This window comes from Streptomyces sp. NBC_01471, from assembly GCF_041438865.1.
GTDB lineage: Bacteria > Actinomycetota > Actinomycetes > Streptomycetales > Streptomycetaceae > Streptomyces.
The window spans coordinates 7,358,234-7,385,148 of record NZ_CP109450.1 but is presented as its reverse complement, the minus strand read 5'-3'; the positions used below and the strand labels follow the sequence as shown (position 1 = coordinate 7,385,148).

Below are 26,915 nucleotides of genomic sequence, written 5' to 3'. Positions count from 1 at the left end.
AAGCCCAGTTGAGGCCCGTTCGAGAGGGAAGCGTATCGCTCATGATCTTCACGCCGGCAGCCGGTTCCCCCTTGAGCGGGGAAGGCAGGCAAGATGGAGGCGTGACCCTTATCGATCAGCTCCCCACGACCGCCGATCCCGACGCACTCTTCGAGGCCTTCTCGTCGTGGGCGGAGGGTCAGGGCATCACGCTCTATCCGGCTCAGGAGGAGGCGCTGATCGAGGTGGTGTCCGGGGCCAACGTGATCCTCTCGACCCCCACCGGCTCCGGAAAGAGCCTGGTGGCGGCAGGTGCGCACTTCACCGCGCTGGCTCACGACAAGGTCACCTTCTACACCGCGCCGATCAAGGCCCTGGTCTCGGAGAAGTTCTTCGACCTGTGCAAGCTCTTCGGCACCGAGAACGTCGGGATGCTCACCGGCGACGCGTCCGTGAACGCGGACGCCCCTGTCATCTGCTGCACGGCGGAGGTGCTGGCCTCGATCGCGCTGCGCGACGGCAAGTACGCCGACATCGGCCAGGTCGTGATGGACGAGTTCCACTTCTACGCGGAGCCGGACCGGGGCTGGGCCTGGCAGATCCCGATCCTGGAGCTCCCGCAGGCGCAGTTCATCCTGATGTCCGCGACCCTCGGTGACGTCTCCCGGTTCGAGGAGGACCTGACCCGGCGCACCGGCCTGCCGACCTCCGTGGTCCGCTCGGCGAGCCGCCCGGTCCCGCTCTCGTACGAGTACCGGCGGACCCCGATCACCGAGACGCTGACCGAGCTGCTGGAGACCAAGCAGTCGCCCGTCTACATCGTGCACTTCACCCAGGCCGCGGCGGTCGAGCGGGCGCAGTCGCTCATGAGCATCAACATGTGCAGCCGGGAGGAGAAGGACCGCATCGCCGATCTCATCGGCAACTTCCGCTTCACCACCAAGTTCGGCCAGAACCTCTCGCGTTATGTGCGCCACGGCATCGGCGTCCACCACGCGGGCATGCTCCCCAAGTACCGCCGGCTCGTCGAGAAGCTGGCGCAGGCGGGCCTGTTGAAGGTCATCTGCGGTACGGACACCCTGGGCGTGGGCGTCAACGTGCCCATCCGCACGGTGCTGTTCACCGCCCTGACGAAGTACGACGGGACCCGCGTCCGTACGCTCCGGGCCCGGGAGTTCCACCAGATCGCGGGGCGCGCGGGCCGGGCCGGGTTCGACACCGCGGGCTTCGTCGTCGCGCAGGCCCCCGAGCACGTCGTCGAGAACGAGAAGGCGCTCGCCAAGGCGGGCGACGACCCGAAGAAGCGCCGCAAGGTGGTCCGCAAGAAGGCACCGGAAGGCTTCATCGCCTGGAGCGACACCACCTTCGAGAAGCTGATCGCCGCCGACCCCGAGCCCCTCACCTCGCGGTTCCGGGTCACCCACACCATGCTCCTCTCGGTGATCGCCCGGCCGGGCAACGCCTTCAAGGCGATGCGCCACCTGCTGGAGGACAACCACGAGCCGCGCAAGGCGCAGCTGCGGCACATCCGCCGCGCCATCGCGATCTACCGCTCGCTCCTCGACGGCGGTGTGGTGGAGCAGCTGGACACCCCGGACGCCGAGGGCCGCATCATCCGGCTCACCGTCGACCTCCAGCAGGACTTCGCGCTGAACCAGCCGCTGTCCACGTTCGCGCTGGCGGCGTTCGACCTGCTGGACGCGGAGTCCCCCTCGTACGCCCTGGACATGGTCTCGGTGGTCGAGTCGACGCTGGACGACCCGCGGCAGATCCTCGCCGCCCAGCAGAACAAGGCGCGCGGTGAGGCGATCGGCCAGATGAAGGCCGACGGCATGGAGTACGAGGAGCGCATGGAGCGGCTCCAGGAGGTCACGTACCCCAAGCCGCTCGAAGAGCTGCTGGTGCACGCGTACAACGTCTACCGCACGAGCCACCCGTGGGTCGGCGACCACCCGGTGTCGCCGAAGTCGGTCATCCGTGACATGTACGAACGGGCCATGACCTTCACCGAGTTCACCTCTCACTACGAGCTCGCCCGTACCGAGGGCATCGTGCTGCGGTACCTCGCGGGGGCGTACAAGGCGCTCGACCACACCATCCCGGACGACCTGAAGTCCGAGGACCTCCAGGACCTCATCGCCTGGCTGGGCGAGCTGGTCCGCCAGGTGGACTCCAGCCTGCTCGACGAGTGGGAGCAGCTGGCCAACCCGGAGGTGGAGACCGCGGAGCAGGCCGCCGAGCGGGCCGACCAGGTCAAGCCGGTCACCGCCAACGCCCGGGCCTTCCGGGTGCTGGTGCGCAACGCCATGTTCCGCCGGGTGGAGCTGGCGGCGCTGGACAACGTGGCCGCGCTCGGCGAGCTGGACGGCGACGCGGGGTGGGACGAGGACGCCTGGGGCGAGGCGATGGACGACTACTGGGACGAGTACGACGATCTGGGTACCGGCCCGGACGCGCGCGGCCCCAAGCTGCTGATCATCGAGGCCGACGAGGAGAACACCGCGCACGGGCTGTGGCGCGTGCGGCAGATCTTCGCCGACCCGAACGGCGACCACGACTGGGGCATCAGCGCGGAGGTGGATCTCGCGGCCTCCGACGAGGAGGGCCGTGCGGTCGTCCGCGTCACCGCCGTCGGCCAGCTGTGACCCGGGCGGCCACCGTGGACCAGGCTGGCGCCTGGGTCTGGGAGACCGCTGTGACCTGGGAGGACACCGTATGACGAACCCCACCGAGAAGCTGATCGACCTGCTCGACCTGGAGCAGATCGAAGTCGACATCTTCCGCGGCCTGAGCCCCCACGAGTCCCTGCAGCGGGTCTTCGGCGGGCAGGTCGCCGGGCAGGCCCTGGTGGCGGCGGGCCGCACCACCGACGGCGAGCGGCCGGTCCACTCGCTGCACGCGTACTTCCTGCGTCCCGGCAGGCCGGGCGTGCCGATCGTCTACCAGGTGGAACGGGTCAGGGACGGCCGCTCGTTCACCACCCGCCGGGTGACCGCGGTCCAGCAGGGCCGGACCATCTTCAATCTGACGGCGTCCTTCCACCGGCCGGAGGAGGGCAGCTTCGAGCACCAGGCGCCCCCGGCCCGCGACGTGCCGGACCCGGAGTCGCTGCCGACGGTCTCCGACGAGCTCCGTGAGCACCTGGGCGAGCTGCCCGAGGCGCTGGAGCGGATGGCCCGGCGGCAGCCCTTCGAGATCCGCTACGTGGACCGGCTGCGCTGGACCCCCGACGAGATCAAGGGCGCCGATCCGCACAGCGCGGTGTGGATGCGCGCGGTCGGCCCGCTCGGCGACGACCAGCTGATCCACACCTGCGCGCTCACCTACGCCAGCGACATGACGCTGCTCGACGCGGTCCGCATTCCGGTCGAGCCGCTGTGGGGGCCGCGCGGATTCGACATGGCGTCGCTGGACCACGCCATGTGGTTCCACCGCCCGTTCCGTACGGACGAGTGGTTCCTGTACGACCAGGAGTCGCCCATCGCGACCGGCGGCCGGGGGCTGGCCCGCGGCCAGATCTTCGACCGCGCGGGGAATCTGCTGGTCTCGGTCGTCCAGGAGGGGCTTTTTCGTCCGTATGTTGCGGGTCACAAATCGACACCCTGATCGGTGGTTGATCTGTGCGGACCAGCCCGTCCCGGGTGTGGTGCCACGCAATGCGTGGCACCACACTACCCGGCACCCCGGATCCCAATCCACAGCCCTGGCCGGCGATGGAGCTTAGGCAGAGTTCAGCCGGTACTGGGAGCTGAGCGGGGCGGCGGGTCCACGACGGAAAGTTCACGGGAGTGCAACGGGAACGAGAGGGAACCGGAGCGGATTCGGCAGCAACTCCCCTGACTGTCGCAGGTGTTGCCGGTGCATCCTGCGCCCGTATGTGGCGCTGGGCCGCTGAACCGGCCCCGCTCCGGCATCGGGAGTCGATGGCCGGGCGGTTCCTGGACGCGGTTTCCCCGCTGGCTGTCAGTGCCGCGTCCTGGCCCTCCTGCATGACAACCACACCTCGCCGTCCGGCGCGCGAGCTGCCAGGAGATCCCTCCCGCCTGTTCCTGGATTATGGCCATGCACACCCGATCGAACCGAACGGGTACGAGGACAATCTGGAGTTCCTGTACGTCAACGCCACTTACGGACAGCGGGGCGACGAAGGCTACGAGGACGACGATGCTCTCCCCGAAGATGGCAAGACCCTGGAAGCCGGCAGCCCGGTCGGCCACTTGGTCCTCTGCCGGTTAAGGGCGTACACCGGTGAGAGTCGGTGGGAGGTCGCCGATGCCGAGTCAGGAGACCTCGAAGTCATCGCGTCTGCCATTCTGTCGCCCAAGAGCGGCGAGTACGCGAAGTCCTTGAGCGCGCGACCGAGATCCAAGTCGGGGACCTGTTGATCCTCGACCGCGTCTTTCTGCAGAATCCGTGGCGTGGGTTCGGCCTGGGGCCCGCGCTCGCTGCGGAAGCGATTCGCCGACTGGCCGACGGGTGTTGCGCCGTCGCTGCCTACCCAGCCCCAAGCGAAAACGGAATCCGGAACGCTCGACTCCTATTCACTCTCAAGGTGTGAATATCGCCAAGAACGACCGAGAGCTGTCACTCCAAATCACCTATACGGGGGCGGAGTTCACGGTTCCGTGAACTCCATGCCCGGGTGACCGAAGCCCGCTCGAAGGCGAACTCACCCTCCGCCGCCGCGACACCCGCCGTCCCGACCGGCATCCGCCACGGATCGATGACGCGCAGCCGCACAAATGACGGACGCCGGCGGCAACGGAAGAGCCACCCACGCCACCTTCATGTTCCGACCGCAGGTGACCCCCCAAGCTCCCTTGGTGAGTTCCTGCACGATATGCAGCCCCCTCCCTCGCTCGGACCACAGGGCGCAGAGCGCGTCCAGCCCGCCCCCGCGATCCTCTTCCGCCGGTTCGTACGGAGCTACAGCCGGGAACTCCGGAATCTCCGGGATGCGCGGGTCACCGTCCTCGACATCACAGATGACCTCGGCCGCTGTGCACCGCAGCCGCATCTCGTACGGCCCCACCGCATGCTCGGTCGCGTTCGCGACCAGTTCGGAGACGGCCAGCACCGCATCGCTGATCGTCGCGCCTTCATAGCCGAGTTCAGCCAGCGCGCGGCACATCGCGGCCCGCGCCTGCGTGGCAGCCCCGGGGTGACAACTGCCTCAGCGGAACAGCACGTTCGGGACGGCCTCCGATCGCCTTCGTGCGCTCATCGTCGTCCTCCCCCGAAGGGGGCCGCATGTGCTGCCTACGTACGACAAGCCGATGGCACCCACGCCAGGGCGTACACAATCCCACGCCTCATACAGCGTGAACGGGCCGGCAGCCGTCATGAACGGCATCAACAAGACAGCGGTGAAGAGAATGGGTGCCACGCCAAGGACCTCCACGGTGATCGCATTGGCGGACACGACCACGACACCGTGGGTCCGCGAAGAGCGGAACCCCACTCTCACAAGCGCTTTCAAGTCCTTTGCCCGAGATCGGAAATAGTGCCCCGGACAGTCGAGCCCTCTGTGCGGTGGCGGGCACGGCAGGGGTGGCGGAGTCCACGGTCTCGCGCGGGAAGCGGAGCGTGGGGAGCGGTCCGCGAGCCGGGCGAATGGCCCTGGGCCGGATGATGGCTCGCCCTGGGGACGGTTGCATCCGTAATCAAACCTGTCCGCTTCAACAGACTTTGCGGCGCCTCTCCCCTGACTTGATACGGCCCGGCTTGGTGCTGCCACGCACCACGGGGATAGCTTTGGTTCGCTCGAACGCACCCTCGCCCCACCGGGAGTCGCACCGTGAACCGCCGTACTTCGCCTGTTGTGTATGGGCGGAGACCACCGCCAAGCCGGTCAGCCTCCATCTGGACCCGGGCACGGAGGACGCCTCGACCTCCCCGACCGATGGCGGATGCCCCGTCAATACGGACGGAAGCATCGGTGCCCCTCACACCAAGGGCGATGCCGAGAAGACCCCTCCGTGCGGTATCAGCTAACTGCGGGCCTCCAGCGGGCAGCCGTACGAGCTGAAGGCTTCCATCACGTGGGAGATCACCTGGAAGGGCTCCGGCGGCACCGGCGGCAACCTCCCCAACGGCCTTTCGACGGCACTCAGGACATCAACGTCCAAGAAAACCAGTCCACCAACCGCTGAAGCAGCACCATCACGACGGGGGATCCATGTCCGACCTGAAGAAAGAGCCCGTCTCGCTGCACAAGGCGGCCGCCAAGCTCGCCAAGGTCTCGCACCACACCGCGAAACCGATCGTCGAGTTCACCGCCGCCTCGAAGGACCTCTCCGCCTTCGGCGCGCCCGGCTCCCTGATGAGCATCACCGGCGACATACACGACGGCATGGAAACCCTCGCCAAGCTCACCAAGGGCCTCGACGAGGAGTGGAAGGGCGAGGCGAAATTCCTGGGCGACGTCAGCGACGCCTTCGACCTCCTCGACGCCCTGCTCGCCGCCGCAGCCCCCAAGAAGAAGGGCTGAGGGCCCGGCCGTGGTCGACCTCAACCCCCTGCACTGGATCGACAAGGCCAACCACGCCTTCGGCGACACCCTCGCCAGCGGTCTCGAATTCCTCGGCATCACCGACCCCGCCGTCGACCCCGACGGCATCCGCGAGATAGCCAAGAAGTGGCGCGCCCTGGCCGGCGCCCTGGACGCCGCCGCCCACGACGCCGACCTCGCCCTCAAGGACGTCGTCTGGGAGGGCAAGGCCGCCAAGGAACTCCACAAACGCGCCAGGACCACCCGCACCCAGGCCACCAAGCTCGCCGGATCCCTCCGCACAGGCGCCACCGCGCTGGACAAGTTCGCCGACGAGGCCCACGAACTCATCACCGAGATCGGCGTGATCCTCGCTGAGATCGTCGAGATGGAGATCGCCGGACTCGCCCTGTCCGTCCTCACCGGCGGCCTCACCGCGATCGCCTCCAGCCTCGCAGCCGGAGCTCGCGCCGCGAAGATCATCACGCTGATCGCCCGTATCGAACAGTCCGGCTCCCGCATGGGCTCGGTGATCCGCGCCGTCCTGGAGGCGATACGCAGCGCCGAACGCGCCCTGAAGGCCCTCAAGGAGATCAAGACCATCGCGAAGGTCGGCAAGATGGCCGGCGAAGGCATGAAATTCGCGGCCTTCGACGCCGCCCTGCAGAACCCCGCCGCGTTCAAGGATCCCGCGAAACTCGCCGAACTCCTCGCCTCCAGCGCCGCGTTGGGCATCGGGGCCGGCGTCCTCGGCAAAGTTCTCGGCAAGGGCCTCAAGAAACTCAAGCCCAGCGAACTCGCCGCCCTCGCAAAGACGTTGAAGCTCGACGGCACCGGCCTCTCCCGCCTCAACCTCCGCCCCGGCGAGTGGGAGAAACTCCCCGCCTCCATCCGCAACATGTTCAAGAAGTGCGCCCGCGACCCCATCGACGTCGCCACCGGCGACATGCTCCTGGCCCAGACGGACGTCGAACTCCCGGGCACGCTCCCGCTGGTCCTGGAGCGCACGCATCTTTCGTCGTACCGGCACGGCGGCTGGTTCGGGCCCTCCTGGGCCTCCACCCTCGACCAGCGCCTCCAGGCCGACGAGACCACCCTCACCTACGCGGCCCCCGACGGCGCCCGCCTCGTCTACCCCCACCCGGTCCCCGACACCGGCGCCCCCGCGTACCCGGAGCAGGGCCCGAGCCTGCCCCTGACCTGGGACACCGAGGTGGATGGGGCCTTGCGTATCACCGACCCGGACACGGGGCAGGCGTACATCTTCCACTCCCCACTGCCTGCGGACGACGGCCAGGCCGTCGACCTCCCCCTCCAGCACATCCAGGACCGCAACGGCCAACGCATCACCGTCCATTACGCCCCCGACGCCACCCCCGTCGAGATCACCCACTCCGGCGGCTACCGCATCGCCCTCGACACCCACCGCCACCTCCCCCGCATCACCGGCCTCCGCCTCCTCGACCCGGAAGACCCCGACAGCCGGGGAACCACCCTCCTCTCATACGGCTACGACACCACCGGACACCTCACCGAGATCACCAACTCCACCGGCCAGCCCTTCCACTTCACATACGACACCGAGGGCCGCATCACCTCCTGGACCGACCGCAACAACACCGTCTACGCGTACACCTACGACGAACACGGCCGCGTCATCCGCACCGACGGCTCCGCCGGCTACCTCTCCGGCACCCTCGCCTACGACGACCCCACCCGCACCACCACCATCACCGACTCCCTCGGCCACACCACCCACTACGCACACAACGAAGCCCTCCGCCTCATTTGCCAGACGGACCCCCTCGGCAACACCACACACCAGGAATGGGACGCAGAACACCGGCTGACAGCCGTCACCGACGCCCTCGGCCGCACCACCCGTTACGAGTACGACGAGGCAACCGACGCGGTCGCCCGCGTCGTCCGCCCTGACGGCCGCGAAACCACCGCCGCGTACAACGACCTCGGCCTCCCGGCCCGCATCACAGGACCGGACAACCTGACAGTCCACCTGAAGTACGACGACCGCGGCAACCGCACAGCTGTCACCGACCCCACCGGTGCGACGACCCGCTTCACGTACAACGCGGCCGGGCACCTCACCACCGCCACCGGCCCCCTCGGCCACGCCACTCACGTCCGCAACAACCGCGCCGGTCTGCCCACCCAGATCACCGACCCCCTCAACGCGGTCACCCGCTACACCCGCGACGCCTTCGGCCGCCCCACCACCCTCACCAACCCCCTCGGCGCAACGACGCACCTCGACTGGACACTCGAAGGCCACCTCGCCCGTCGCACCGACCCCGACGGCACCACCAACACCTGGGCCTACGACGGCGAAGGCAACTGCACCCACCACACCGACCCCCTCGGGGCCGTATCCCACTTCGAGTACACCCACTTCGACCTCATGAGCACCCGCACCGGCCCCGACGGCGTGCGCCACGAATTCCAGCACGACCCCGAACTCCGCCTCACCCAGGTCCGCAACCCCCAGGGCCTTGCCTGGAACTACACCTACGACCCCGCCGGCCGCCTGACCTCCGAAACCGATTTCGACGACCGCACCCTCACCTACACCCACGACGCCGCCGCGCAACTCACCACCCGCACCGACGCCCTCCAACAGACCGTCCGCTACACCCGCGACGCCCTCGGCCGCACCCTCACCAAGGACAGTGCCGGCGCCGTCACCACCTACACCTACGACCGCTTCGACCAACTCGCCGAAGCCGCAGGCCCCGACGCCACGGTCACTTTCCAGCGCGACAACCACGGCCGCCTCGTCTCTGAAACCGTCAACGGCCGCACCCTCACCTTCGGCCACGACGCACTCGGCCGCCGCACCTCGCGCCGCACGCCATCTGGAGCGGCCAGCACCTGGACGTACGACGCCACAGGCCGCCGCGACACCCTCACCACCTCAGGCCGCACCCTCACCTTCGAACACGACGCCGCAGGCCACGAACTGACCCGCCGCATCGGCGAATCGGTCACCCTCACCTCCGCCTACGACCCCCTCGGCCGCCTCACCGACCAGCGGATATCCAGTACGGACCGCAGCATCCAGCAGCGCGCCTACACCTACCGTCCCGACGGATACCTCACCGGCATCGACGACCAGCTCTCCGGCCCCAGCACTTTCACTCTCGACCCCGTCGGTCGCGTTACTCACGTCAATGCCCCTAACTGGTCGGAGAGTTACTCCTACGACGCAGCCGGAAACCAGACCACCGCCTCCTGGCCCACCACCCACCCTGGCCGGGAAGCCACCGGCGCTCGCGACTACACCGGCACCACCCTCACCCGCGCCGGCACCGTCCGCTACGAACACGACGCCCTCGGCCGCACCACCCTCCGCCAGAAACCCCGCCCCTCCCGCAAACCTGACACCTGGCACTACACCTGGGACGCGGAAGACCAACTGACGCACGTCACCACCCCCGACGGCACCCACTGGCGCTACCACTACGACCCCCTCGGCCGCCGCACCTCCAAACAGCATCTGGCCGCAGACGGGGCCCCTGTCGTCGAACGAACAGAGTTCACCTGGGACGGCACCACCCTCTGCGAGCAGACCACAGTGGCTGATGAGTTGCCCCACTCCATCACTCTCACCTGGGACCACCAGGGGCTGCACCCGATCGCGCAGACCGAGCGCATCGGTGTCGACCAGGCTGCCCAGGTCGAGATCGACTCCCGCTTCTTCGCCATCATCACCGATCTCGTCGGTACCCCGACCGAACTTGTCGATGAAGCAGGCACGGTCGCCTGGCGCGCACGTACCACTCTGTGGGGAACAACGTCCTGGACGTCCAGCAGCACGACGTACACGCCGCTGCGCTTCCCGGGCCAGTACTTCGACCCGGAGACGGGACTCCATCACAACCACCACCGGTACTACGACCCGGAATCCGCGCGCTACCTCTCCCCTGATCCGCTGGGCCTCGCACCTGCCGCCAACCCATCCGCCTACGTGCACAACCCGAAGACGTGGACAGACCCCCTTGGACTTGCACCCGAGTGCGAGGAGGCCATCCTTGGGTATCGCAAGCAGACGGACTTCCCCCAGAGCCGACGCATCCACATCGGAGAGAACGGCAAAGTAACGATCACCGGCAAGGGGTTCTTGTACGTCAACCTGAGTGGCGACCTCGGCCATACAGTCAGGTTCCGAGGTGAAGCTGGGCAGATCGTAGAGTTCCAGATATCCAGGGAATTTCGCGACAACATCAGAAGGACGGCAATCCCACAAGAACAACCTCCAGGACTTGGGTTCACCAAGGAGGAATGGAAGCAGATGAAGAAGATCTGCCCCGAGATTTCAGACCCCACCATGGGGGAGGATCTTTATGGAATTCCTGGCGGAATGCTCAAAGAGTTCCGGGAAGAACTAGCAAAGTATCCTGGAAGAGTTGTCCAGGACGGGTAGTGGAGAGGCACTGAAATGTTTCACGAAATCGAAGATATCCAGCACGAGTTGGCGCGCCTGTCACGCCGCCCGTCGCCCGTAGATGCGCCACCTGTCCTGTGCGCCTTCGATGTCCGAACGAGTACCCCAGTACCGGACTTCGAAGCGAGAATGAGGTCCATTCTGGCCCCCGCGCTCCAACTCGCAGTGGTGCATCCCTACGACGGATCCGACCTTCCTGTCGACACACTCCCCGACTGGTTCGTCGCCGCAGCCAGGGGGTCCTCGGCGTCAGTTCCGGAGTTTGTATCTCATGGAGCCGAGCGCTATGCCGCTGCACTGGACCAGGGGCCGTGGGACCTGCAGGAATGGCTGTACCAGTTCGACCCCGAATCCGAATCCCGCGGTTGGGCGTGGTGGGACGTGACCCAGTCGGGCGAGAATAAGGTGCGTATCTGGGTGGACACGTGGGGCGAGTCCTTCTTCGCGTGCAATGAACTGAGGTGGGGTGCGTACATCTCTGGGGGCACCGAAGTTGCTGGCCCTATTCTCGTGCGGACCAGCGAATGGGTTGCTGCGGTCACACCTTGACAGAGGCGAAAGTGCAAGATCACGAATGATCCAACAGGCCGCTTGGAGCTCGTAACAAGATCTCGTCGAGATGTCCTGGTCGGGCGTGGCCGATGGGCTGATTCAGCAAATCGCGTCGCGTGACGGCTCGGCGGTGGTTCGTGGAAACGGTCCCCTTCGTATCGAGTTCACCGTGTAGAGACCCCACTGGGAGTTTCGCCCGGTACTGCTCCCGCCGCATGATCCAGGCATCATGATCCGGGCCCCCTCGGCGTTCGGCGGACGATGGAGTGCCCGGAGGGCTCGGTCCCGGGGCGATGACCGGGCGTAAACGACGGAGGCAGACCATGAAAGCAGGCGCGGATGCAGGTTCGCTGAACTGGGCGAGGGCCTGGATGTGCGTCACTTTTACCCGGGGGCTGGGCCCCGAGGAGGTGTTCGCCCGGTACGGGGCCGATCCGGACCAGGCGCACCTCCTCGACTGGGACGCGGCTCGGATCTGCCCTCGGGTGACTCCGGCGACGGGATGGTCTCGCTGCTGCGGGCCGGCAAGATCGGTGAATGGGCCTTCTGCGTCGAGGAGGACGGTGGCATCAGCTTCGAGGAGGCAGTGCTCGCAGAGTTGTCTCGGGGCTCTGAGACGTACAGCGTGGCGACCACCGACGGATTAGACGTCTTCTGGTATGGCGTGACGGCGAGTACTTCGAGCCCGGCATGCACAGCCGGTCCGAACCGTTCGGCCCCTGGTGGGAGCGGGTGGAATCGGTGCTCGCCGCACACGAGGGAGAGGGCACTGGGATGGCGCCTATGGTGGCTCTCGTACTGGACCACCTCGGCCTACGCGGTGAGGTAGGCCTCGGTGGCGAGTTTGGAGACGGCGTACGGGCCACCACAGCTACGGCCTCCCCGTCTCCTCCCCTTCCGCTTCTTCAACGTCTACGGCCCCAGCCGGCGCGCAGACCAGAGGGGCCTTGACCGAGCGGGGAACGGGGGGGAGGGCTGCATCGCTGCTGAAACTGGCCAGAACGATCGAGGAGCGGGCCGGCAGCGCCCTCCCGATAGAGCGCTCAGGTCCGCGAACGGGCAACATTCTGGCTTCTCAAGCAGACCCGACGCGACTCCTGACCCTCTTCCCGAGGATCAACCCCACTTCGCTGGGAGCCGGATTGTCAGCAACCTTCCAGTGACTGTCGGACGAAAGCCTGCGGTGACGACGCCAGCGCGACAGGCCGCTGCTGCCTGGGCCCCGTTAGCCCATCACGCCGCTCGTTGGAGCGCACCGAACTCTTCGACGGCGATACCCTCAGCGTCTCCGCCACCCTCACCACCATCGCGCCGGCCCCGACCTGTGATGTTCGTGATCTCCTCCACTCCCCGATCCGTCAAGCCGCGCGAGAAGACGTACTTCCTTCTGTTGTCTCCTCCGGAAGGAAGGAGATGTCCATCGGGAATCGCGCCAGATCGCGCAACGCTTTGCCGGTCGCCTCCTCGTCTCGCGTGGCCTGTTCCAGCATCGGGTTGAAGAGGCGAGGCAGCCGGTCCCTCGTAGACTCCGGCCTGCCGGTCGGCGAGCAGCCGTTGCAGTGCGGATTCAGCAGCCTTCGCGGCGGCCCGCGTTGCTGCGATCTCCGCCGTCCCGTCGAGACAGGTCAGCGCCAGCCACCTTTGTGCGGCGACGACGAGCATCGGGTCGCTCGGCTGTATCCTCAGCAGCCGGTCGCGCCAGCTCTCCGTACCGTTCGAGACTGCCCCGGATCGCCGAGGCGCGCGCCTCGCAGGGTTTGCCCGCCTTTTGGCCACGCAGGAGTATGAACTGCCGGTGCTCGGCATGCGGCTTCCGCAGCCCTCGCACCGCAGCAGGCCGGTGAGCAGGTGTTTCGCCCGGCCGTGCCCACTCTTCTCCACCGCCATGTGGGTGATCCGGTGCCCTCCGGCCGTCTCATGGGCAGGGCGGTGCTCCTCGTCGCTCCCCCCTCCCCCACCCGGACGGGGTGGCCGTTTCGGTCCATGTAGCGCACGGGGATACCATGCCCGCGGTTGAGGCGGGTGACCTGCCATCCGGCGTAGACCGGGTTGAGGAGATGTTGGTAGACCACCTGTGGACTCCACCGACCGCCGGTACTCGACGGGATCCCATCGGCGTTCAGCCTGCGGGCGATGGCCCGGGTGCTGTGCCCCCCTCGATCGCCTCCGGGTACCACCTGCGTGCGACATCGGCCTTGCTGGGGCCCGCCGGCTTGTCTGGGACGGCGGGCCTCGGTCCGGCTCCAGCTTTCGGGTCTCCTCTGCGACCTTCATTCCGTAAGGCGGCCGTCCGGAAGCCCCCATGCCGTGCTCCCGCTGGTAGTCCTTGGTCTCCCGTACGCGCATTGAGGTGCGCTCGCTCTCCTCCCTCGCGTCCTCCGCGCGGTTGATGATCTGACGGCGGTCACGGGGGTTGGAGCTGTCCAGGTAGTCACCGTGGAAGATCAGACGCCTCGGCGGTGTCCCGTCTTCCGGGTCGATGATGTCGAGCACCGAGTGAGCGCCCTTGCCGCTCCACCGGTCGAGACGGAGGCACCAGAGTCCGCTTACCTCACGGGAACGCACAGCATCGAGTGCGGCGTCGTAGTCGGTGCGCTTGACGTCCTTGTACCCCGAGGCGATGTCCTTCCAGACCCGGCGTACCTTCTTGCCCGCCCGTTCCGCTTCGGCCCGCCCAGCGCCTCTTGGGCTCCTGTCGGTGCCCTCGGACGAACGCGGACTTACGAACGTAGATGTCCCAGTACTCTTCAGGGTCATGCCCCTCACCCATACCGCTCATGTAGAGACCCTTCTCCCTCTGGTCGCGGGCGACACATCGTGCGGATGTGTCGCTCCGCCCCAGGAGGGGCTGTTCCGCAGGCTCGGCGCCTGACCAGGGGGCGAGGAGCCGCCGTACCGGTCGGGGCCGGGCAGTCGGGCTAAGCCACGGAGCGACCCTGTCCGACTTCTCCTACGGTGTGATCATGTCGCAAGCGATGTGGTGTTCTGTCAGGTTCCGTGCGGCCGTGGCCGTTTCCCTGCCCGCACTGGTGCTCGCCTCCCTCTCCCCGGCCGCGCGGGCCGACAGCCCGCCCGCGCCGCAACCGGCCGCGAACAGCGGGCAGTCCGCGCTGTACCGCACCGGCGTCCAGGTCGCTTCGGGGGTCGCCAGACCACCCGCGGCGACAGCCCTGTCGTGGATGGTGACCGACCTGCGGACCGGCCGGGTGCTGGCGGCCAGGAACGCGCACCGGCAGCTGCCGCCGGCCAGCACGCTCAAGACGCTCTTCGCGCTGACCGTGCTGCCGAAGTTCCCGCCCCAGGAGGTGCACCGGACAGCGGAGACCGACCTCACCGGGCTCCAGCCGGGGAGCAGCCTGGTCGGGATGAAGGAGGGCACCCGGTACACGGTCGCCGATCTGTGGCGGGGTGTGTTCCTGGCGTCGGGCAACGACGCGGTGCACACCCTCGCGGTGATGAACGGCGGCGTACCGGCCACCATCAAGGACATGCAGGCCACCGCCCGCCGGATCGGGGCGCGGGACACCGTCGTGAAATCCGCCGACGGATACGACACCCCGGGGCAGCACTCCTCCGCGTACGACCTGTCCGTGATCGCCCGCGCGGGTCTGACCAATGCGGAGTTCCGGCGGTTCGCCTCGACCAGGACGGCGCGCTTCCCGGCCTCGGGCGGTCCCGGCGCGTTCGGCATCCAGAACACCAACCGGCTGCTCGTGGGGTCGCACGGCGTCGTGCAGTACCCCGGCCTGCTCGGGGTCAAGAACGGCTACACGACCGAGGCGGGCAACACCCTGGTCACCGCCGCCGAGCGGAACGGGCGCACCCTTCTGGTGACCGTCATGAACCCGCAGTCGGGGCAGCCGAACGACGCCTACAACGAGACGCGGTCCCTGCTGGACTGGGGCTTCGCCACGTCGCCCACCGCGTCCCCGGTCAGCGTGCTGCCCGGCCTCACCCCGGCACGGCCCACCTCCCCCGCCGGGACCCCGGCGCCCGCGGAGCACACACCTCCGGTCGCGGCGTCGCAGACCTCGCACGTCACGGTCTCCGGCTGGACGGCGTTCGTCTTCGCCGGCGGGGTGGCCGCGGCCGCGCTGGCCTGCGCCCTGCTGATCGCACGGCGCCGGGCGCGCAGGCAGGGCGGGCAGGCCTGAGCCGGTGAACGGCCGCAGGCCGGGGGCGTCGACCGGGTGTCCGGAGGTCTCTGGAACAGTACGTACCACCGAGTACGTGCCACTGACCTACGACAGGAGCTGGCGATGAGCCTGTACGACGTCCCCCTGCGCACCCTGACCGGCGACGCGACCTCCCTGGCCGACTACCGGGGCAAGGCGGTGCTGCTGGTGAACGTGGCGTCCAAGTGCGGTCTCACCCCGCAGTACGCCGGTCTCGAAAAGCTTCAGCAGCAGTACGGGGAGCGCGGCTTCGCCGTCATCGGCGTGCCCTGCAATCAGTTCGCCGGACAGGAGCCGGGCAGCGCGGAGGAGATCCAGACCTTCTGCTCGGCCACCTACGGGGTGACGTTCCCGATGCTGGAGAAGGCCGACGTCAACGGCGCCGGGCAGCACCCGCTGTACGCGGAGCTGACGCAGGTGGCCGACGAGGCCGGTGAGGCCGGGGACGTCCAGTGGAACTTCGAGAAGTTCCTGATCTCCCCGGCGGGTGAGGTCGTTGCCCGGATCCGCCCGCGTACCGAGCCGGAGGCGCCGGAGGTCGTGGCGGCCATCGAGGCGCAGCTTCCGGCCTGAGAACACCGGCCGGACCATACGGAACGGGCCTGCGGAGGTGCGCCTCCGCAGGCCCGTTCGGGTATTTCGGGGGTACGGCCGGGTCAGCGGATCGGCGTGCCCGACAGGGTCCGGGCGATCACCAGGCGCTGGATCTCGCTGGTGCCCTCGAAGATGGTGTAGATCGCGGCATCGCGGTGCATCCGCTCGACCGGGTACTCACGGGTGTAGCCGTTGCCCCCGAGGATCTGGATGGCCTGGGCGGTGACCTTCTTGGCCGTCTCGCTCGCGTACAGCTTGGACATGGAGCCCTCGGCGGCGGTGAACGGCTTGTTCGCCGATGCCATCCAGGAGGCCCGCCAGACCAGCAGGCGGGCCGCGTCGATCTGCGTCCGCATGTCGGCGAGCTGGAAGGCGACGCCCTGGTTGTCGATGATCGGGCGGCCGAACTGGCTGCGGGTCTTCGCATAGTCCAGCGCGACCTCGTACGCGGCCCGTGCGGTGCCGACCGCCATGGCGCCGACCGCCGGGCGGGAGGCCTCGAAGGTGGCCATCGCCGCGTTCTTCACGCGCTCGCCGCCGCCCTGCTTCGCGCGCTCCCGGGCACGGGCCAGCCGCTCGTCCAGCTTCTCCTTGCCGCCGAGCAGGCAGTGGCCGGGCACCCGGACGTCCTCCAGGACGACCTCGGCCGTGTGGGAGGCGCGGATGCCGTGCTTCTTGAACTTCTGGCCCTGCGAGAGGCCCGGCGTCCCCGGCGGGACGATGAACGAGGCGTGGCCCCTGGAGCCGGCCTCGGGGTCGACGACGGCGACCACGACATGGACGTTGGCGATGCCGCCGTTGGTCGCCCATGTCTTGGTGCCGTTGAGCACCCACTCGTCCTTGGCCGCGTCGTAGACCGCGCGGGTGCGCATCGCGGCGACGTCCGAGCCGGCGTCGGGCTCGGACGAGCAGAAGGCCGCGACCTTGACGTCGTCCACGTCGCCGTACATCTGCGGGATCCAGGTGCCGATCTGCTCCTCGGTGCCGTTGGCGAGGACACCGACGGCGGCCAGACCCGTACCGACGATCGACAAGGCGATGCCCGCGTCGCCCCAGAAGAGCTCCTCCATGGCCATGGGGATGCCGAGACCGGTCGGGTCGAAGAACTGCTGGGCGTAGAAGTCGAGCGAGTAGATGCCGACCTTGGCCGCCTCCTGGATCACCGGCCAGGGCGTCTCCTCACGCTCGTCCCACTCGGCGGCAGCCGGGCGGATGACGTCCGCGGCGAATCCGTGGATCCAGTCGCGGACCTCCTTCTGGTCATCGTTGAGTTCGAGCGTGAACTCGGCCATGTCCCCTCCAGCACTGCGTTCCATTGACTTGTTACTTGCGGTAACCGCAGTCTGTTACTGGCAAGTAGCACCTGTCAACCTCCACGGTCGCCCCCGACGCGGGCCACCGGCCGGGTGTTACGTTTCGGCGGGGGCCGGATCAATCGGCGGACGCAGCACGGGTCCGTGTCACAGAGCCAGAATCGCAGGGCGGGGAAGAGATACCCATGGGGACCACACAGGCCACACGTGCAACACAGGCCGCGCAACAGCGCTCGGCCCACAGCCGTCGCCGGGAACTCCTGGAGGCAGCCGACCGGGTCGTACTGCGGGACGGGCCGAAGGCGTCCATGAACGCCATCGCCGCCGAGGCCGGGATCACCAAGCCCATCCTCTACCGGCACTTCGGCGACAAGGGCGGCCTCTACCGCGCACTCGCCAAGCGCCACACGGACGCACTGCTGAGCGCGCTGCGGGCCGCGCTGGACGCTCCGGCCGGCCGCCGTGAGCGCGTCGAGGCCACGCTGGACACCTATCTCGCGGCGATCGAGGCCAGACCGCAGGTCTACCGCTTCCTGATGCATCCGGCCGACGACAGCCAGCAGCCCGAGCAGGCCTTCGACGTGGGGCTGCACTCGGCGCCGCTGCTGCGCAGGCTCGGCGAGGAACTGGCCAAGGTGATCGCCGAACGCGTCGACCTCGGACCCGACAGCGAACAGCTGGCGCGGGTCTGGGGCCACGGCATCGTCGGGATGATGCATGCGGCGGGCGACTGGTGGCTCGGCGAACGGCCCTGCTCCCGGGCGCAGTTGGTCAGCAGTCTCGCCGATCTCCTCTGGGGCAGGCTCTCCGCGGCCACCGACCGTGCGGGCGGACCGGGTTTCTGAACACCGGGCGAACCGAAGCGGTCGTCCGGCCTGATCCGGACGAAAGGCCCTGTGGCCCTGTCAATGTCCCGCCTTGCGGGCGGCCCGCAGCGCCCTGCCGCGGCGCCAGCCCGACAGCCGGTCCGTGTACATCAGGCCGTCGAGGTGGTCGCACTCGTGCTGGAGGCAGCGGGCGAAGAATCCGGTGCCGCTGACCGTCACCGGGGCGCCGGTCACGGAGAAGCCCTCCACGACGGCGTGGTCGAAGCGCGGGGTGCCCGCCTCGATGCCGGGCAGTGAGAGGCAGCCCTCGGCGCCGCGCACGGAGACCCCGTCCGCCTCCACCAGCCGGGGGTTGACCAGGTGCCCGAGATGGCGGACGTCCTCGTCGTCGGGGCAGTCGTAGACGAACACCCGCAGCCCGACGCCGATCTGATTCGCCGCGAGGCCGACACCCCGTGCCGCGTACATCGTCGCGAACATGTCCTCGACGAGCCGGGCGAGCGAGGCGTCGAAGCCGGCCACCGGCTCGCAGGGCGCGTGCAGCACGGGATCGCCGTGCGGACTCATCGTCCGCACGGCTCCGGAACTGCCGGGGATCGGGCGGTTTCGCATGGCGGCAAGCGTACGTTCCCGCCGGAACGGCGCCGCCCCGGTGGTGCCGAGGTCGGGCGCACGGCCGGATCTCGATAGGCTGAGCCCCGCGCCGACGCAAGGAGGATCTAGGACGATGGACGGCAACACGGAGCCGCTGTCGCCGCGGGCCAAGCTGGCCGTGACGGCAGGCAAGGCCGCGGCAGCGGTATCGCGCGCCGCGGGGCGCGGCAGCGGATCGGTGATCGGCGGCAAGGTCGCACTGAGGCTCGACCCCGACCTGCTCGGGCGTCTCGCCCAGCATCTGGACGTGATCCTGGTCTCGGCGACGAACGGCAAGACGACCACGACCCGGCTCATCGCCGAGGCACTGCGGGCCGCGGGCCCGGTCGTGTCGAACGCCCTGGGCGCCAACATGCCCGCGGGCATCACCTCCGCGCTGGCCGGCGGTTCCGACGCCCGCTTCGGCGTGATCGAGGTCGACGAGAAGTACCTCGCCGGGGTCGCACGCGACACGACGCCCAAGGCGATCGCCCTGCTGAACCTCTCCCGGGACCAGCTCGACCGGGCGGGCGAGACCCGCATGCTGGCCGAGAGGTGGCGCGAGGGGCTGGCCGGGACGAAGGCCGTCGTCATCGCCAACGCCGACGACCCGCTGGTCGTGTGGGCCGCGTCCTCCTCCCCCACCGTGGTCTGGGTCGCGGCCGGCCAGGAGTGGAAGGACGACGCCTGGTCGTGCCCGTCCTGCGGCGGCGTGCTCCAGTGGCCGAACGACGAGTGGTTCTGCGCGGACTGCGGTTTCCGCCGTCCGGCGCCCAGTTGGGCGCTCTCCGGCGACTACGTCCTGGATCCGCACGGCTCGGCCTGGCCGATCCACCTCCAGCTGCCGGGCCGGGCGAACAAGGCGAACGCGACCACGTCGGCTGCCGTCGCCGCGACCTTCGGTGTGCCGCCGCAGGTCGCCCTGGAGCGGATGTACGGAGTGCAGGCCGTCGCCGGGCGCTACGACGTCGTGTCGTTCCTCAACCGTGAGGTGCGGCTGCTGCTCGCCAAGAACCCGGCGGGCTGGCTGGAGACGTTCTCGCTGATCGATCCGCCGCCCACACCGGTGATCCTCGCCGTCAACGCCCGCGGCGCCGACGGCACGGACACCTCCTGGCTCTGGGATGTCGACTACACCCGGCTGGCGGGCCACCCGATCTTCGTCATCGGCGACCGCAAGCTGGACCTCGCGGTACGGCTCGAAGTGGCCGGTCTCCAGTTCCACGTCTGCGAGACCGTGGACGAGGCGGTCCAGTACGCACCGCCCGGCCGGATCGAACTGATCGCCAACTACACCGCGTTCCAGGACGTGCGCCGCCGCGTCGGCAACTGACCTCAGAGGAAACGATGATGAGCGACAACAGCCTGCGTCTGGTGTGGATCTACCCTGACCTGCTGAGCACCTACGGCGACCAGGGCAACGCGCTGGTGGTGGAGCGCCGGGCCCGTCAGCGCGGCCTCGACGTGACCCGTGTCGACGTGCGCAGCGACCAGCCGGTGCCGACATCCGGCGACATCTATCTGATCGGCGGCGGCGAGGACCGGCCGCAGCGGCTGGCCTCCGAGCGGCTGCGCAGGGACGGCGGCCTCAGCAGGGCGGCCTCCAACGGCGCGATCATCTTCTCGGTCTGCGCCGGGTACCAGATCCTCGGCCACGAGTTCATCAACGACCTCGGAGAGCGCGAACCGGGCCTGGGACTCCTCGACGTGATCTCGACCCGTGGCGAGGGCGACCGCTGCGTCGGCGACGTGTACGGCGACATCGACCAGCGGCTGGGCCTGCCGCCGCTGACCGGCTTCGAGAACCACCAGGGGATCACCCATCTCGGCCCGACCGCCCGCCCGTTCGCCCGGGTCCAGCTCGGCCGGGGCAACGGCACCGGCGACGGCACCGAGGGCGCGTACAACGACACCGTCTTCGGTACGTACATGCACGGCCCGGTGCTGGCCCGCAACCCGCAGATCGCCGATCTGCTGCTCAAGCTGGCCCTGGACGTCAACGCGCTGCCTCCGACCGACGACCGCTGGTACGAGGCACTGCGGACCGAGCGGATCGCGGCGGCAACACAGCCCGCATGAGGCCTTATACGTACATCTGAGCGGCGTCCAGCAGGCGGACGCCCGCTACGTCTCCGTCGCCCTCCGCCGGTAGGGTGACGGGCATCCAGCCCGGACGACGTGGTCCGGTCACAAGCCCACGTTGCAAAGGTAAGTCGGGCAATGCGAATTGGTGTCCTCACCTCCGGCGGCGACTGCCCCGGTCTGAACGCCGTCATCCGCTCGGTCGTGCACCGGGCCGTCGTCGACCACGGCGACGAGGTCATCGGCTTCCACGACGGATGGAAGGGCCTGCTCGAGTGCGACTACCGCAAGCTCGACCTCGACGCGGTGGGCGGCATCCTGGCGCGCGGCGGCACGATCCTCGGGTCCTCGCGGGTGCAGCCCGCGCATCTGCGCGACGGTGTGGAGCGCGCCCGGGGCCACGTGGCCGACCTGGGGCTCGACGCGATCATCCCGATAGGCGGCGAGGGCACGCTGAAGGCGGCACACCTCCTCTCCGAGGCCGGGCTGCCGATCGTGGGTGTGCCGAAGACCATCGACAACGACATCGCGTCGACCGATGTCACCTTCGGCTTCGACACGGCCGTCGGGGTCGCGACCGACGCGCTCGACCGGCTGAAGACCACCGCCGAGTCGCACCAGCGGGTGCTGATCGTGGAGGTCATGGGGCGCCACACCGGGTGGATCGCGCTGCACTCGGGCATGGCGGCGGGCGCGCACGCCATCGTCGTACCGGAGCGCCCCTTCGACATCGGTGAGCTCACCGAACTGGTCGGCCGGCGCTTCTCGGCGGGCAAGAAGTTCGCGATCGTGGTCGTCGCGGAGGGCGCGAAGCCGCGCGAGGGCTCGATGAGCTTCGACGTCGGCGCCAAGGACATGTACGGCCACGAGCGGTTCGCCGGTGTCGCCAGGCAGCTCTCCATCGAGCTGGAGGAGCGCCTCGGCAAGGAGGCCCGGCCGGTGATACTCGGTCATGTACAGCGCGGCGGGACCCCCACCGCGTACGACCGTGTCCTGGCCACCCGGTTCGGCTGGCACGCGGTGGAGGCGGCGCACCGCGGCGCGTTCGGCATGCTGACCGCGCTGCACGGCACGGAGATCACCATGGTCCCGCTCGCCCGGGCTGTCGAGACCCTCAAGACCGTGCCCCCCGAGCGGTACGCCGAAGCCGAGTGCGTCCTCTGACCGGTCCCCATTCGCCCGATACAGTACGAACTGCCCCCGGTCGCAGCTGCGCCCGGGGGCAGTTCTACGCTGGTGCGGACATCAGGCACGAATCAGGAGTGAGCGGATGGACCACAGCGGGCACGGCATGACCATGGATCTGCCGCCGTTCACGCTGGGACGGGGGCTGGGTTTCTCCGCGGACCCGTTCTTCCTGATCAGCTGTCTGGTGGGGCTCGCACTGTACGGCTGGGGCGTGGTGCGGCTGCGCCGGCGCGGTGACAGCTGGCCGGTCCACCGGATCGCGCTCTTCGTCCTCGGTGTGCTGACCGTCGGCCTGACGATGTGCACCAAGCTCAACGACTACGGCATGGTCATGTTCAGCGTGCACATGGTGCAGCACATGATCATCAGCATGCTCTCCCCCATCCTGCTGCTGCTCGGCGCACCGGTGACGCTGGCTCTGCGCGCCCTGCCCGTCGCCGGGCGGGGCAACCGCAAGGGGCCGCGGGAGCTGCTGCTGATGCTGCTCCAGAGCCGCTTCATGCGGATCGTGACTCACCCGGCGTTCACCATCCCGCTCTTCATCGCCAGCCTCTACGGGCTCTACTTCACCCCGCTCTTCGACTTCCTGATGGGTTCGAAGACCGGGCACATCGCGATGATGGTCCACTTCCTCTTCGTGGGTCTGGTCTTCTTCTGGCCCATCATGGGCGTCGACCCGGGCCCGCACCGGCCGGGCTACATCATGCGGATGCTGGAGCTCTTCGCCGGGATGCCCTTCCACGCGTTCTTCGGTATCGCGCTGATGATGGCGACCGAGCCGATGGTGCAGGTGTACAAGCACCCGCCCGTCTCGCTGGGCATCGACGCGCTCTCCGACCAGGAGGCCGCGGGCGGTATCGCCTGGGCGTTCAGCGAGATCCCGTCCGTGCTGGTCCTGATCGCCCTGGTCTTCCAGTGGTACAGCTCCGAGCAGCGCGTCTCGCGCCGCTCCGACCGGGCCGAGGACCGCAACGGCGACAAGGAGCTGGCCGCCTACAACGCCTACCTGGCGTCACTCCAGGCGCGCGGCCAGTAGCGGAGAAGGCCCCTGCCGGGCGACGATGGCCCTCCACCCCCTAGGAGGAGCGGCCATGCCCGGTTCTGTGAAAACGATGGGTGTCGTCACCGTGGGAGCCCTGGTCGCGGTGACGGGATATTCGGTGGCGCTCGGCAGCAACGGCTGGCTGTGGTTCGGCTGGGTGGTGCTGGGCCTGGTCACCGTCGGCATGGTCGCGTCGCGCGGCAGCGGCTGAGCGGCCGGGCCGGACGCTCAGAAGCGGAAGACCGGGCCGGTCGCCGCGTCGAGCGAGCAGGCGTTGGCGAAGGTCCGGTCCCAGTGCGTGGGACGGCCGCCCCAGGTCCCGGCGACGGTGACCGTCACCGGATCGGACTGCCGGGTGCAGGGCCGGGGCTCGCCGTCGAGGCGGTCGAAACTGCCGCCGGCCCGGTCGAGTGCCTGGCACGCGGCAGCGGCTTCGGGGTGTGAGCCGTCGCTCCGCTCCGGTTCGCACCGCAGCAGCACGCTCCGGTTCCGGTCGGGGTGCGACGGCGAGGCGACCGTGAGGACGAGTCCACCCGGGCGGATGGGCGGCGCCCCGGCTGCCTGCGCGGGCACAGCCGCGGCGAAGGCGAGCAGAGCCGCTGCGGCGGACATCGTACGGGGGCGCATCCGGGACTCCTGGAACTCGACACGAGGGTGAGAGGCCAGAGCACCCGGCCACCCGGTGCGACGGCAAGCCACCACGCCGCCCTGTCACCCGTAAGGACGCGGATTTCTGCGCCGGATACGCACGTACGGCCGGTACGGGACGGCACAGGCAGCTCTGACGGGGCTCGGCAGGGGCTTTCCGACAGGGGCGGCCGGGCCCCGACAGGCGCGGCCGGGTTCCGCACCGGGCGGTGCGGCGGCTACTGTGCCTCGGCACGGGGCGACGGGGAGGCGGGACCACGATTGTTCTACTACATCCTGAAATACGCCGTTCTGGGGCCGCTGCTGAGACTGCTCTTCCGGCCCAGGATCGAAGGGCTCGAACACATCCCGGAGGACGGCGCGGCGATCGTCGCGGGCAACCATCTGTCCTTCTCCGACCACTTCCTGATGCCGGTCGTCCTCAGTCGGCGCATCACCTTCCTCGCGAAACAGGAGTACTTCACCGGGCCGGGCGTCAAGGGGCGGCTGACGGCCGCCTTCTTCCGCAGCATCGGTCAGATCCCGGTGGACCGGTCGGGCCGGGAAGCGGGCAGGGCCGCGGTCCGCGAAGGGCTCGGCGTGCTCGGCCGGGGCGAGCTGCTCGGCATCTATCCGGAGGGCACCCGCTCGCACGACGGCAGGCTCTACAAGGGCAAGGTCGGGGTCGCCGTGATGGCCATCCAGGGCCGGGTCCCGGTGGTGCCGTGCGCCATGGTGGGCACCTTCGAGATCCAGCCGCCGGGCCAGCGGATGCCGAAGATCCGCCGGGTGACCATCCGCTTCGGGGAGCCGTTGGACTTCAGCCGCTACGCGGGTCTCGAGAACGAGAAGGTGGCGCTGCGGGCCGTCACCGACGAGATCATGTACGCGGTCCTCGGGCTCTCCGGCCAGGAGTACGTCGACGCGTACGCCGCGGACGTGAAGGCAGCACAGCCGAAGAGGTCGCCGGGAAGGTCGCGCTGACACCGGGTCAGCCATGGGCAGAATCGCCCGGGCATGAGCCCTCCGACCGGGGAACCGCTGGCCGAGCGGTTCCCCGGCGAGGGGGGTGCTACGGCTTCGGTGTGGCGTGCGGGGCGCACGTCACATCGTGACGGCCGGTGCCGCCGGTGAGCAGATAACGGTCCACCCGGGTGTTGATGCACGGGTTGACCAGGCCGGTCACCCCGTGCGATCCGGCGTCCTTCTCGATGACCAGACGTGAGCCCTTGAAGCGCTTGTGCAGATCGACGGCCCCCTGGAACGGGGTGGCCGCGTCACGGGTCGACTGCACGATCAGCACCGGCGGGAGCCCCTTGCCCGTGTGGACGTTCACCGGGGTCTGCTGCTTCGCGGGCCAGGTGGCACAGGGCAGGTTCATCCAGGCGTTGGACCAGGTGAGGAACGGGTAGTCCTTGTTGAGCCGGGTGTTGTCCCGGTCCCATGTCCGCCAGTCCGTCGGCCACTTGGCGTCCGCGCACTCGACCGCGGTGTAGACGGCCGTGCCGTTCTCCGCGGAGATGTTGCCCGCGGTGTCCGACATGTCGGGTCCTGCGGCATCGATCAGCGGCTGCGGGTCACCGGCGAGGTACTGGCTCCAGGCCTTGGCGACCGGCGCCCAGGAGGAGTCGTAGTACGGCGCGTTCTGGAAGAAGGCGACCAGTTCGGCGGGGCCCACGACACCGCCGATCGGATGTGCCTTCGCCTCGGCTCGCAGCTTCACCCACTGCTGTTCGACGGCGGCCGCCGTCTTCCCCAGGTGGAAAGCGGCGTCGTTGGCCGCGACCCAGGCCTGCCAGTCGTGCCAGCGGCCCTGGAAGGCGACGTCCTGGTTGAGGTTGGCCTCGTACCAGATGTTCGACTTCTTCGGGTCGACCACACTGTCGACGATCATCCGGCGGACGTGCCCCGGAAAGAGCGTCCCGTACACCGCCCCCAGGTAGGTGCCGTAGGAGACGCCCAGGTAGTTGAGTTTCTTCTCGCCGAGCGCCGCCCTGATGACGTCGAGGTCGCGCGCCGTGTTCGGCGTGGTCAGATACGGAAGCATCGCACCGCTGCGCTTCGCGCAGCCGGCGGCGTACTGCGCCGCGAGCTTGCGCTGAACCCGCTTGTCGGCCGTGCTGTCGGGGACGGGATCGGCCTTGGGGGCGCTCACGTACTCCTGCGGGTCGACGCAGGAGACCGGCGCCGAGTGGCCCACCCCGCGCGGGTCGAAGCCGACGAAGTCGTACGCCTTGGCGGTGTTGACCCAGAGTGCGCTCTTGGTGGTGGTCCTGGCGGGGAAGCGCATGCCAGAAGCGCCGGGGCCACCCGGGTTGTAGACGAGGGAGCCCTGCCGCTCCGACTTCGCGCCGGTGCTCACGGCACGGTCCACCGCGAGCTTGATCGTCCGGCCGTCCGGATGTGCGTAGTCGACCGGCACGGTCACCCACCCGCACTGGATCGGCTTCGCGAGCGCCCAGTCCGCAGGACAGTCCCGCCAGTCGATCCCGGCCCTCGCCGCCCGCGCGGCGGCGACGGCCGCGCCGTGTGCCTCCGAGCCGGCGTGGCCGCGGCCGTCGGCGGTGGCCGACGGCGCCGCCATGGCGCCCGCTATGAGAGTCGCCGCGGCCAGAGCGCCGGCCGAGCCGAGCACTGCGGTGCGTCTCACGTGGTACCTCCCCCTGTGCGAAGCGCCGTTCGTACGGCGCTCTCCAGTACGTACAGGGGATCCTTTCTTGTGAACGGTCCCTGACAACAGGCCGCATGAGCGTTCTTTACCAAGCCGAAATGCGGAGAACCGGCCCCGGTGAGCGGTGCAACACAAGCGGCTGACCGGCGGCTCTCAACGCGGACCAGAATCGGAGACGTTGGCCGGTCGAGGGTGAAGTACCACTCCTGCGGGCCGAGTTGCCGGTGCCGGGACGCTCGCCCCCGCGGGGCATCCGGTACGCACGTCCACGACGCGGTGAACC

At 68.9% G+C, this 26,915-nt stretch carries 19 protein-coding genes and 4 pseudogenes; 15 read left to right on the top strand and 8 right to left on the bottom strand.

Annotated features, from left to right (window positions below):
- Positions 1–41: 41 nt before the first annotated feature.
- The 3 genes from OG285_RS33380 to OG285_RS33370 all read left to right on the top strand — a co-directional run bounded on the left by OG285_RS33380 (position 42) and on the right by OG285_RS33370 (position 4,364).
- A complete protein-coding gene (locus OG285_RS33380; RefSeq protein WP_356832219.1) occupies positions 42–2,624 on the top strand; it encodes a DUF3516 domain-containing protein in 2,583 nt (860 codons plus the stop codon).
- A 70-nt stretch (positions 2,625–2,694) separates the two neighbouring features.
- The gene (locus tag OG285_RS33375; protein ID WP_371793180.1) at positions 2,695–3,585 is read left to right on the top strand and encodes an acyl-CoA thioesterase; all 891 of its coding nucleotides are present in this window, start codon (positions 2,695–2,697) and stop codon (positions 3,583–3,585) included.
- 383 nt (positions 3,586–3,968) lie between these two features.
- Positions 3,969–4,364: a hypothetical protein gene (locus tag OG285_RS33370; protein ID WP_371793179.1), complete on the top strand. Its 396-nt coding sequence runs from the start codon at positions 3,969–3,971 to the stop codon at positions 4,362–4,364.
- Positions 4,365–4,648: 284 nt separating this feature from the next.
- Here OG285_RS33370 and OG285_RS33365 read toward each other — a convergent pair.
- Positions 4,649–5,125, bottom strand: a pseudogene (locus OG285_RS33365) (ATP-binding protein); the annotation flags it as partial.
- 677 nt (positions 5,126–5,802) lie between these two features.
- Here OG285_RS33365 and OG285_RS33360 point away from each other — a divergent pair.
- The 3 genes and pseudogenes from OG285_RS33360 to OG285_RS33350 form a co-directional block, all read left to right on the top strand.
- A pseudogene (locus tag OG285_RS33360) lies at positions 5,803–6,131 on the top strand (hypothetical protein); the annotation flags it as partial.
- Positions 6,132–6,157: 26 nt separating this feature from the next.
- Positions 6,158–6,469: a hypothetical protein gene (locus OG285_RS33355; protein ID WP_371793178.1), complete on the top strand. Its 312-nt coding sequence runs from the start codon at positions 6,158–6,160 to the stop codon at positions 6,467–6,469.
- 10 nt (positions 6,470–6,479) lie between these two features.
- Positions 6,480–10,907 carry a DUF6531 domain-containing protein gene (locus OG285_RS33350; protein WP_371793177.1) on the top strand — a complete coding sequence of 1,476 codons (4,428 nt, stop codon included), beginning with the start codon at positions 6,480–6,482 and terminating at the stop codon, positions 10,905–10,907.
- A 1,806-nt stretch (positions 10,908–12,713) separates the two neighbouring features.
- Here OG285_RS33350 and OG285_RS33345 read toward each other — a convergent pair.
- From OG285_RS33345 to OG285_RS33335, 3 genes and pseudogenes are all read right to left on the bottom strand, one after another.
- Positions 12,714–13,367, bottom strand: coding sequence for a hypothetical protein (locus OG285_RS33345; RefSeq protein WP_371793693.1), 654 nt, complete (start codon positions 13,365–13,367; stop codon positions 12,714–12,716).
- 128 nt (positions 13,368–13,495) lie between these two features.
- A pseudogene (locus OG285_RS33340) lies at positions 13,496–13,657 on the bottom strand (recombinase family protein); the annotation flags it as partial.
- Positions 13,658–13,796: 139 nt separating this feature from the next.
- A pseudogene (locus OG285_RS33335) lies at positions 13,797–14,237 on the bottom strand (recombinase family protein); the annotation flags it as partial.
- Between the two features lie 206 nt (positions 14,238–14,443).
- Here OG285_RS33335 and OG285_RS33330 point away from each other — a divergent pair.
- Entirely contained in the window at positions 14,444–15,634 is a 1,191-nt protein-coding gene (locus OG285_RS33330) for a serine hydrolase (RefSeq protein WP_356832223.1), read from the top strand.
- A 105-nt stretch (positions 15,635–15,739) separates the two neighbouring features.
- The gene (locus OG285_RS33325) at positions 15,740–16,228 is read left to right on the top strand and encodes a glutathione peroxidase (RefSeq protein ID WP_371793176.1); all 489 of its coding nucleotides are present in this window, start codon (positions 15,740–15,742) and stop codon (positions 16,226–16,228) included.
- 83 nt (positions 16,229–16,311) lie between these two features.
- Here OG285_RS33325 and OG285_RS33320 read toward each other — a convergent pair whose 3' ends face one another.
- A complete protein-coding gene (locus tag OG285_RS33320) occupies positions 16,312–17,541 on the bottom strand; it encodes an acyl-CoA dehydrogenase family protein (protein ID WP_371793175.1) in 1,230 nt (409 codons plus the stop codon).
- A gap of 206 nt (positions 17,542–17,747) precedes the next feature.
- Between OG285_RS33320 and OG285_RS33315 the strand changes: the two genes are divergently transcribed.
- Positions 17,748–18,407: a TetR family transcriptional regulator gene (locus OG285_RS33315; protein ID WP_356832229.1), complete on the top strand. Its 660-nt coding sequence runs from the start codon at positions 17,748–17,750 to the stop codon at positions 18,405–18,407.
- Between the two features lie 60 nt (positions 18,408–18,467).
- Here the strand turns inward: OG285_RS33315 and def are convergent, their stop codons facing one another.
- Positions 18,468–19,001: a peptide deformylase gene (gene def / locus OG285_RS33310; RefSeq protein WP_356832231.1), complete on the bottom strand. Its 534-nt coding sequence runs from the start codon at positions 18,999–19,001 to the stop codon at positions 18,468–18,470.
- A gap of 115 nt (positions 19,002–19,116) precedes the next feature.
- On the opposite strand from def, the gene OG285_RS33305 reads away from it, so the two are divergent.
- From OG285_RS33305 to OG285_RS33285, 5 genes are all read left to right on the top strand, one after another.
- Positions 19,117–20,355 (top strand): MurT ligase domain-containing protein, encoded by a 1,239-nt coding sequence (locus OG285_RS33305; protein WP_356832233.1) that lies wholly within the window; start codon positions 19,117–19,119, stop codon positions 20,353–20,355.
- 17 nt (positions 20,356–20,372) lie between these two features.
- Positions 20,373–21,101 carry a glutamine amidotransferase gene (locus OG285_RS33300; protein WP_356832235.1) on the top strand — a complete coding sequence of 243 codons (729 nt, stop codon included), beginning with the start codon at positions 20,373–20,375 and terminating at the stop codon, positions 21,099–21,101.
- Positions 21,102–21,242: 141 nt separating this feature from the next.
- Complete coding sequence (locus tag OG285_RS33295; protein ID WP_356832237.1) at positions 21,243–22,268, top strand: 6-phosphofructokinase; 1,026 nt, start codon at positions 21,243–21,245, stop codon at positions 22,266–22,268.
- Positions 22,269–22,374: 106 nt separating this feature from the next.
- Positions 22,375–23,328 carry a cytochrome c oxidase assembly protein gene (locus tag OG285_RS33290; RefSeq protein WP_356832240.1) on the top strand — a complete coding sequence of 318 codons (954 nt, stop codon included), beginning with the start codon at positions 22,375–22,377 and terminating at the stop codon, positions 23,326–23,328.
- A gap of 55 nt (positions 23,329–23,383) precedes the next feature.
- Positions 23,384–23,545, top strand: coding sequence for a hypothetical protein (locus OG285_RS33285; RefSeq protein WP_356832242.1), 162 nt, complete (start codon positions 23,384–23,386; stop codon positions 23,543–23,545).
- Between the two features lie 17 nt (positions 23,546–23,562).
- Here the strand turns inward: OG285_RS33285 and OG285_RS33280 are convergent, their stop codons facing one another.
- The gene (locus tag OG285_RS33280; RefSeq protein WP_356832244.1) at positions 23,563–23,961 is read right to left on the bottom strand and encodes an SSI family serine proteinase inhibitor; all 399 of its coding nucleotides are present in this window, start codon (positions 23,959–23,961) and stop codon (positions 23,563–23,565) included.
- A 282-nt stretch (positions 23,962–24,243) separates the two neighbouring features.
- Here OG285_RS33280 and OG285_RS33275 point away from each other — a divergent pair, with 282 nt between their 5' ends.
- The gene (locus OG285_RS33275) at positions 24,244–24,945 is read left to right on the top strand and encodes a lysophospholipid acyltransferase family protein (RefSeq protein WP_356832246.1); all 702 of its coding nucleotides are present in this window, start codon (positions 24,244–24,246) and stop codon (positions 24,943–24,945) included.
- Between the two features lie 88 nt (positions 24,946–25,033).
- Here OG285_RS33275 and OG285_RS33270 read toward each other — a convergent pair whose 3' ends face one another.
- Entirely contained in the window at positions 25,034–26,545 is a 1,512-nt protein-coding gene (locus OG285_RS33270; RefSeq protein WP_371793664.1) for an alpha/beta hydrolase, read from the bottom strand.
- Positions 26,546–26,915: the final 370 nt, after the last annotated feature.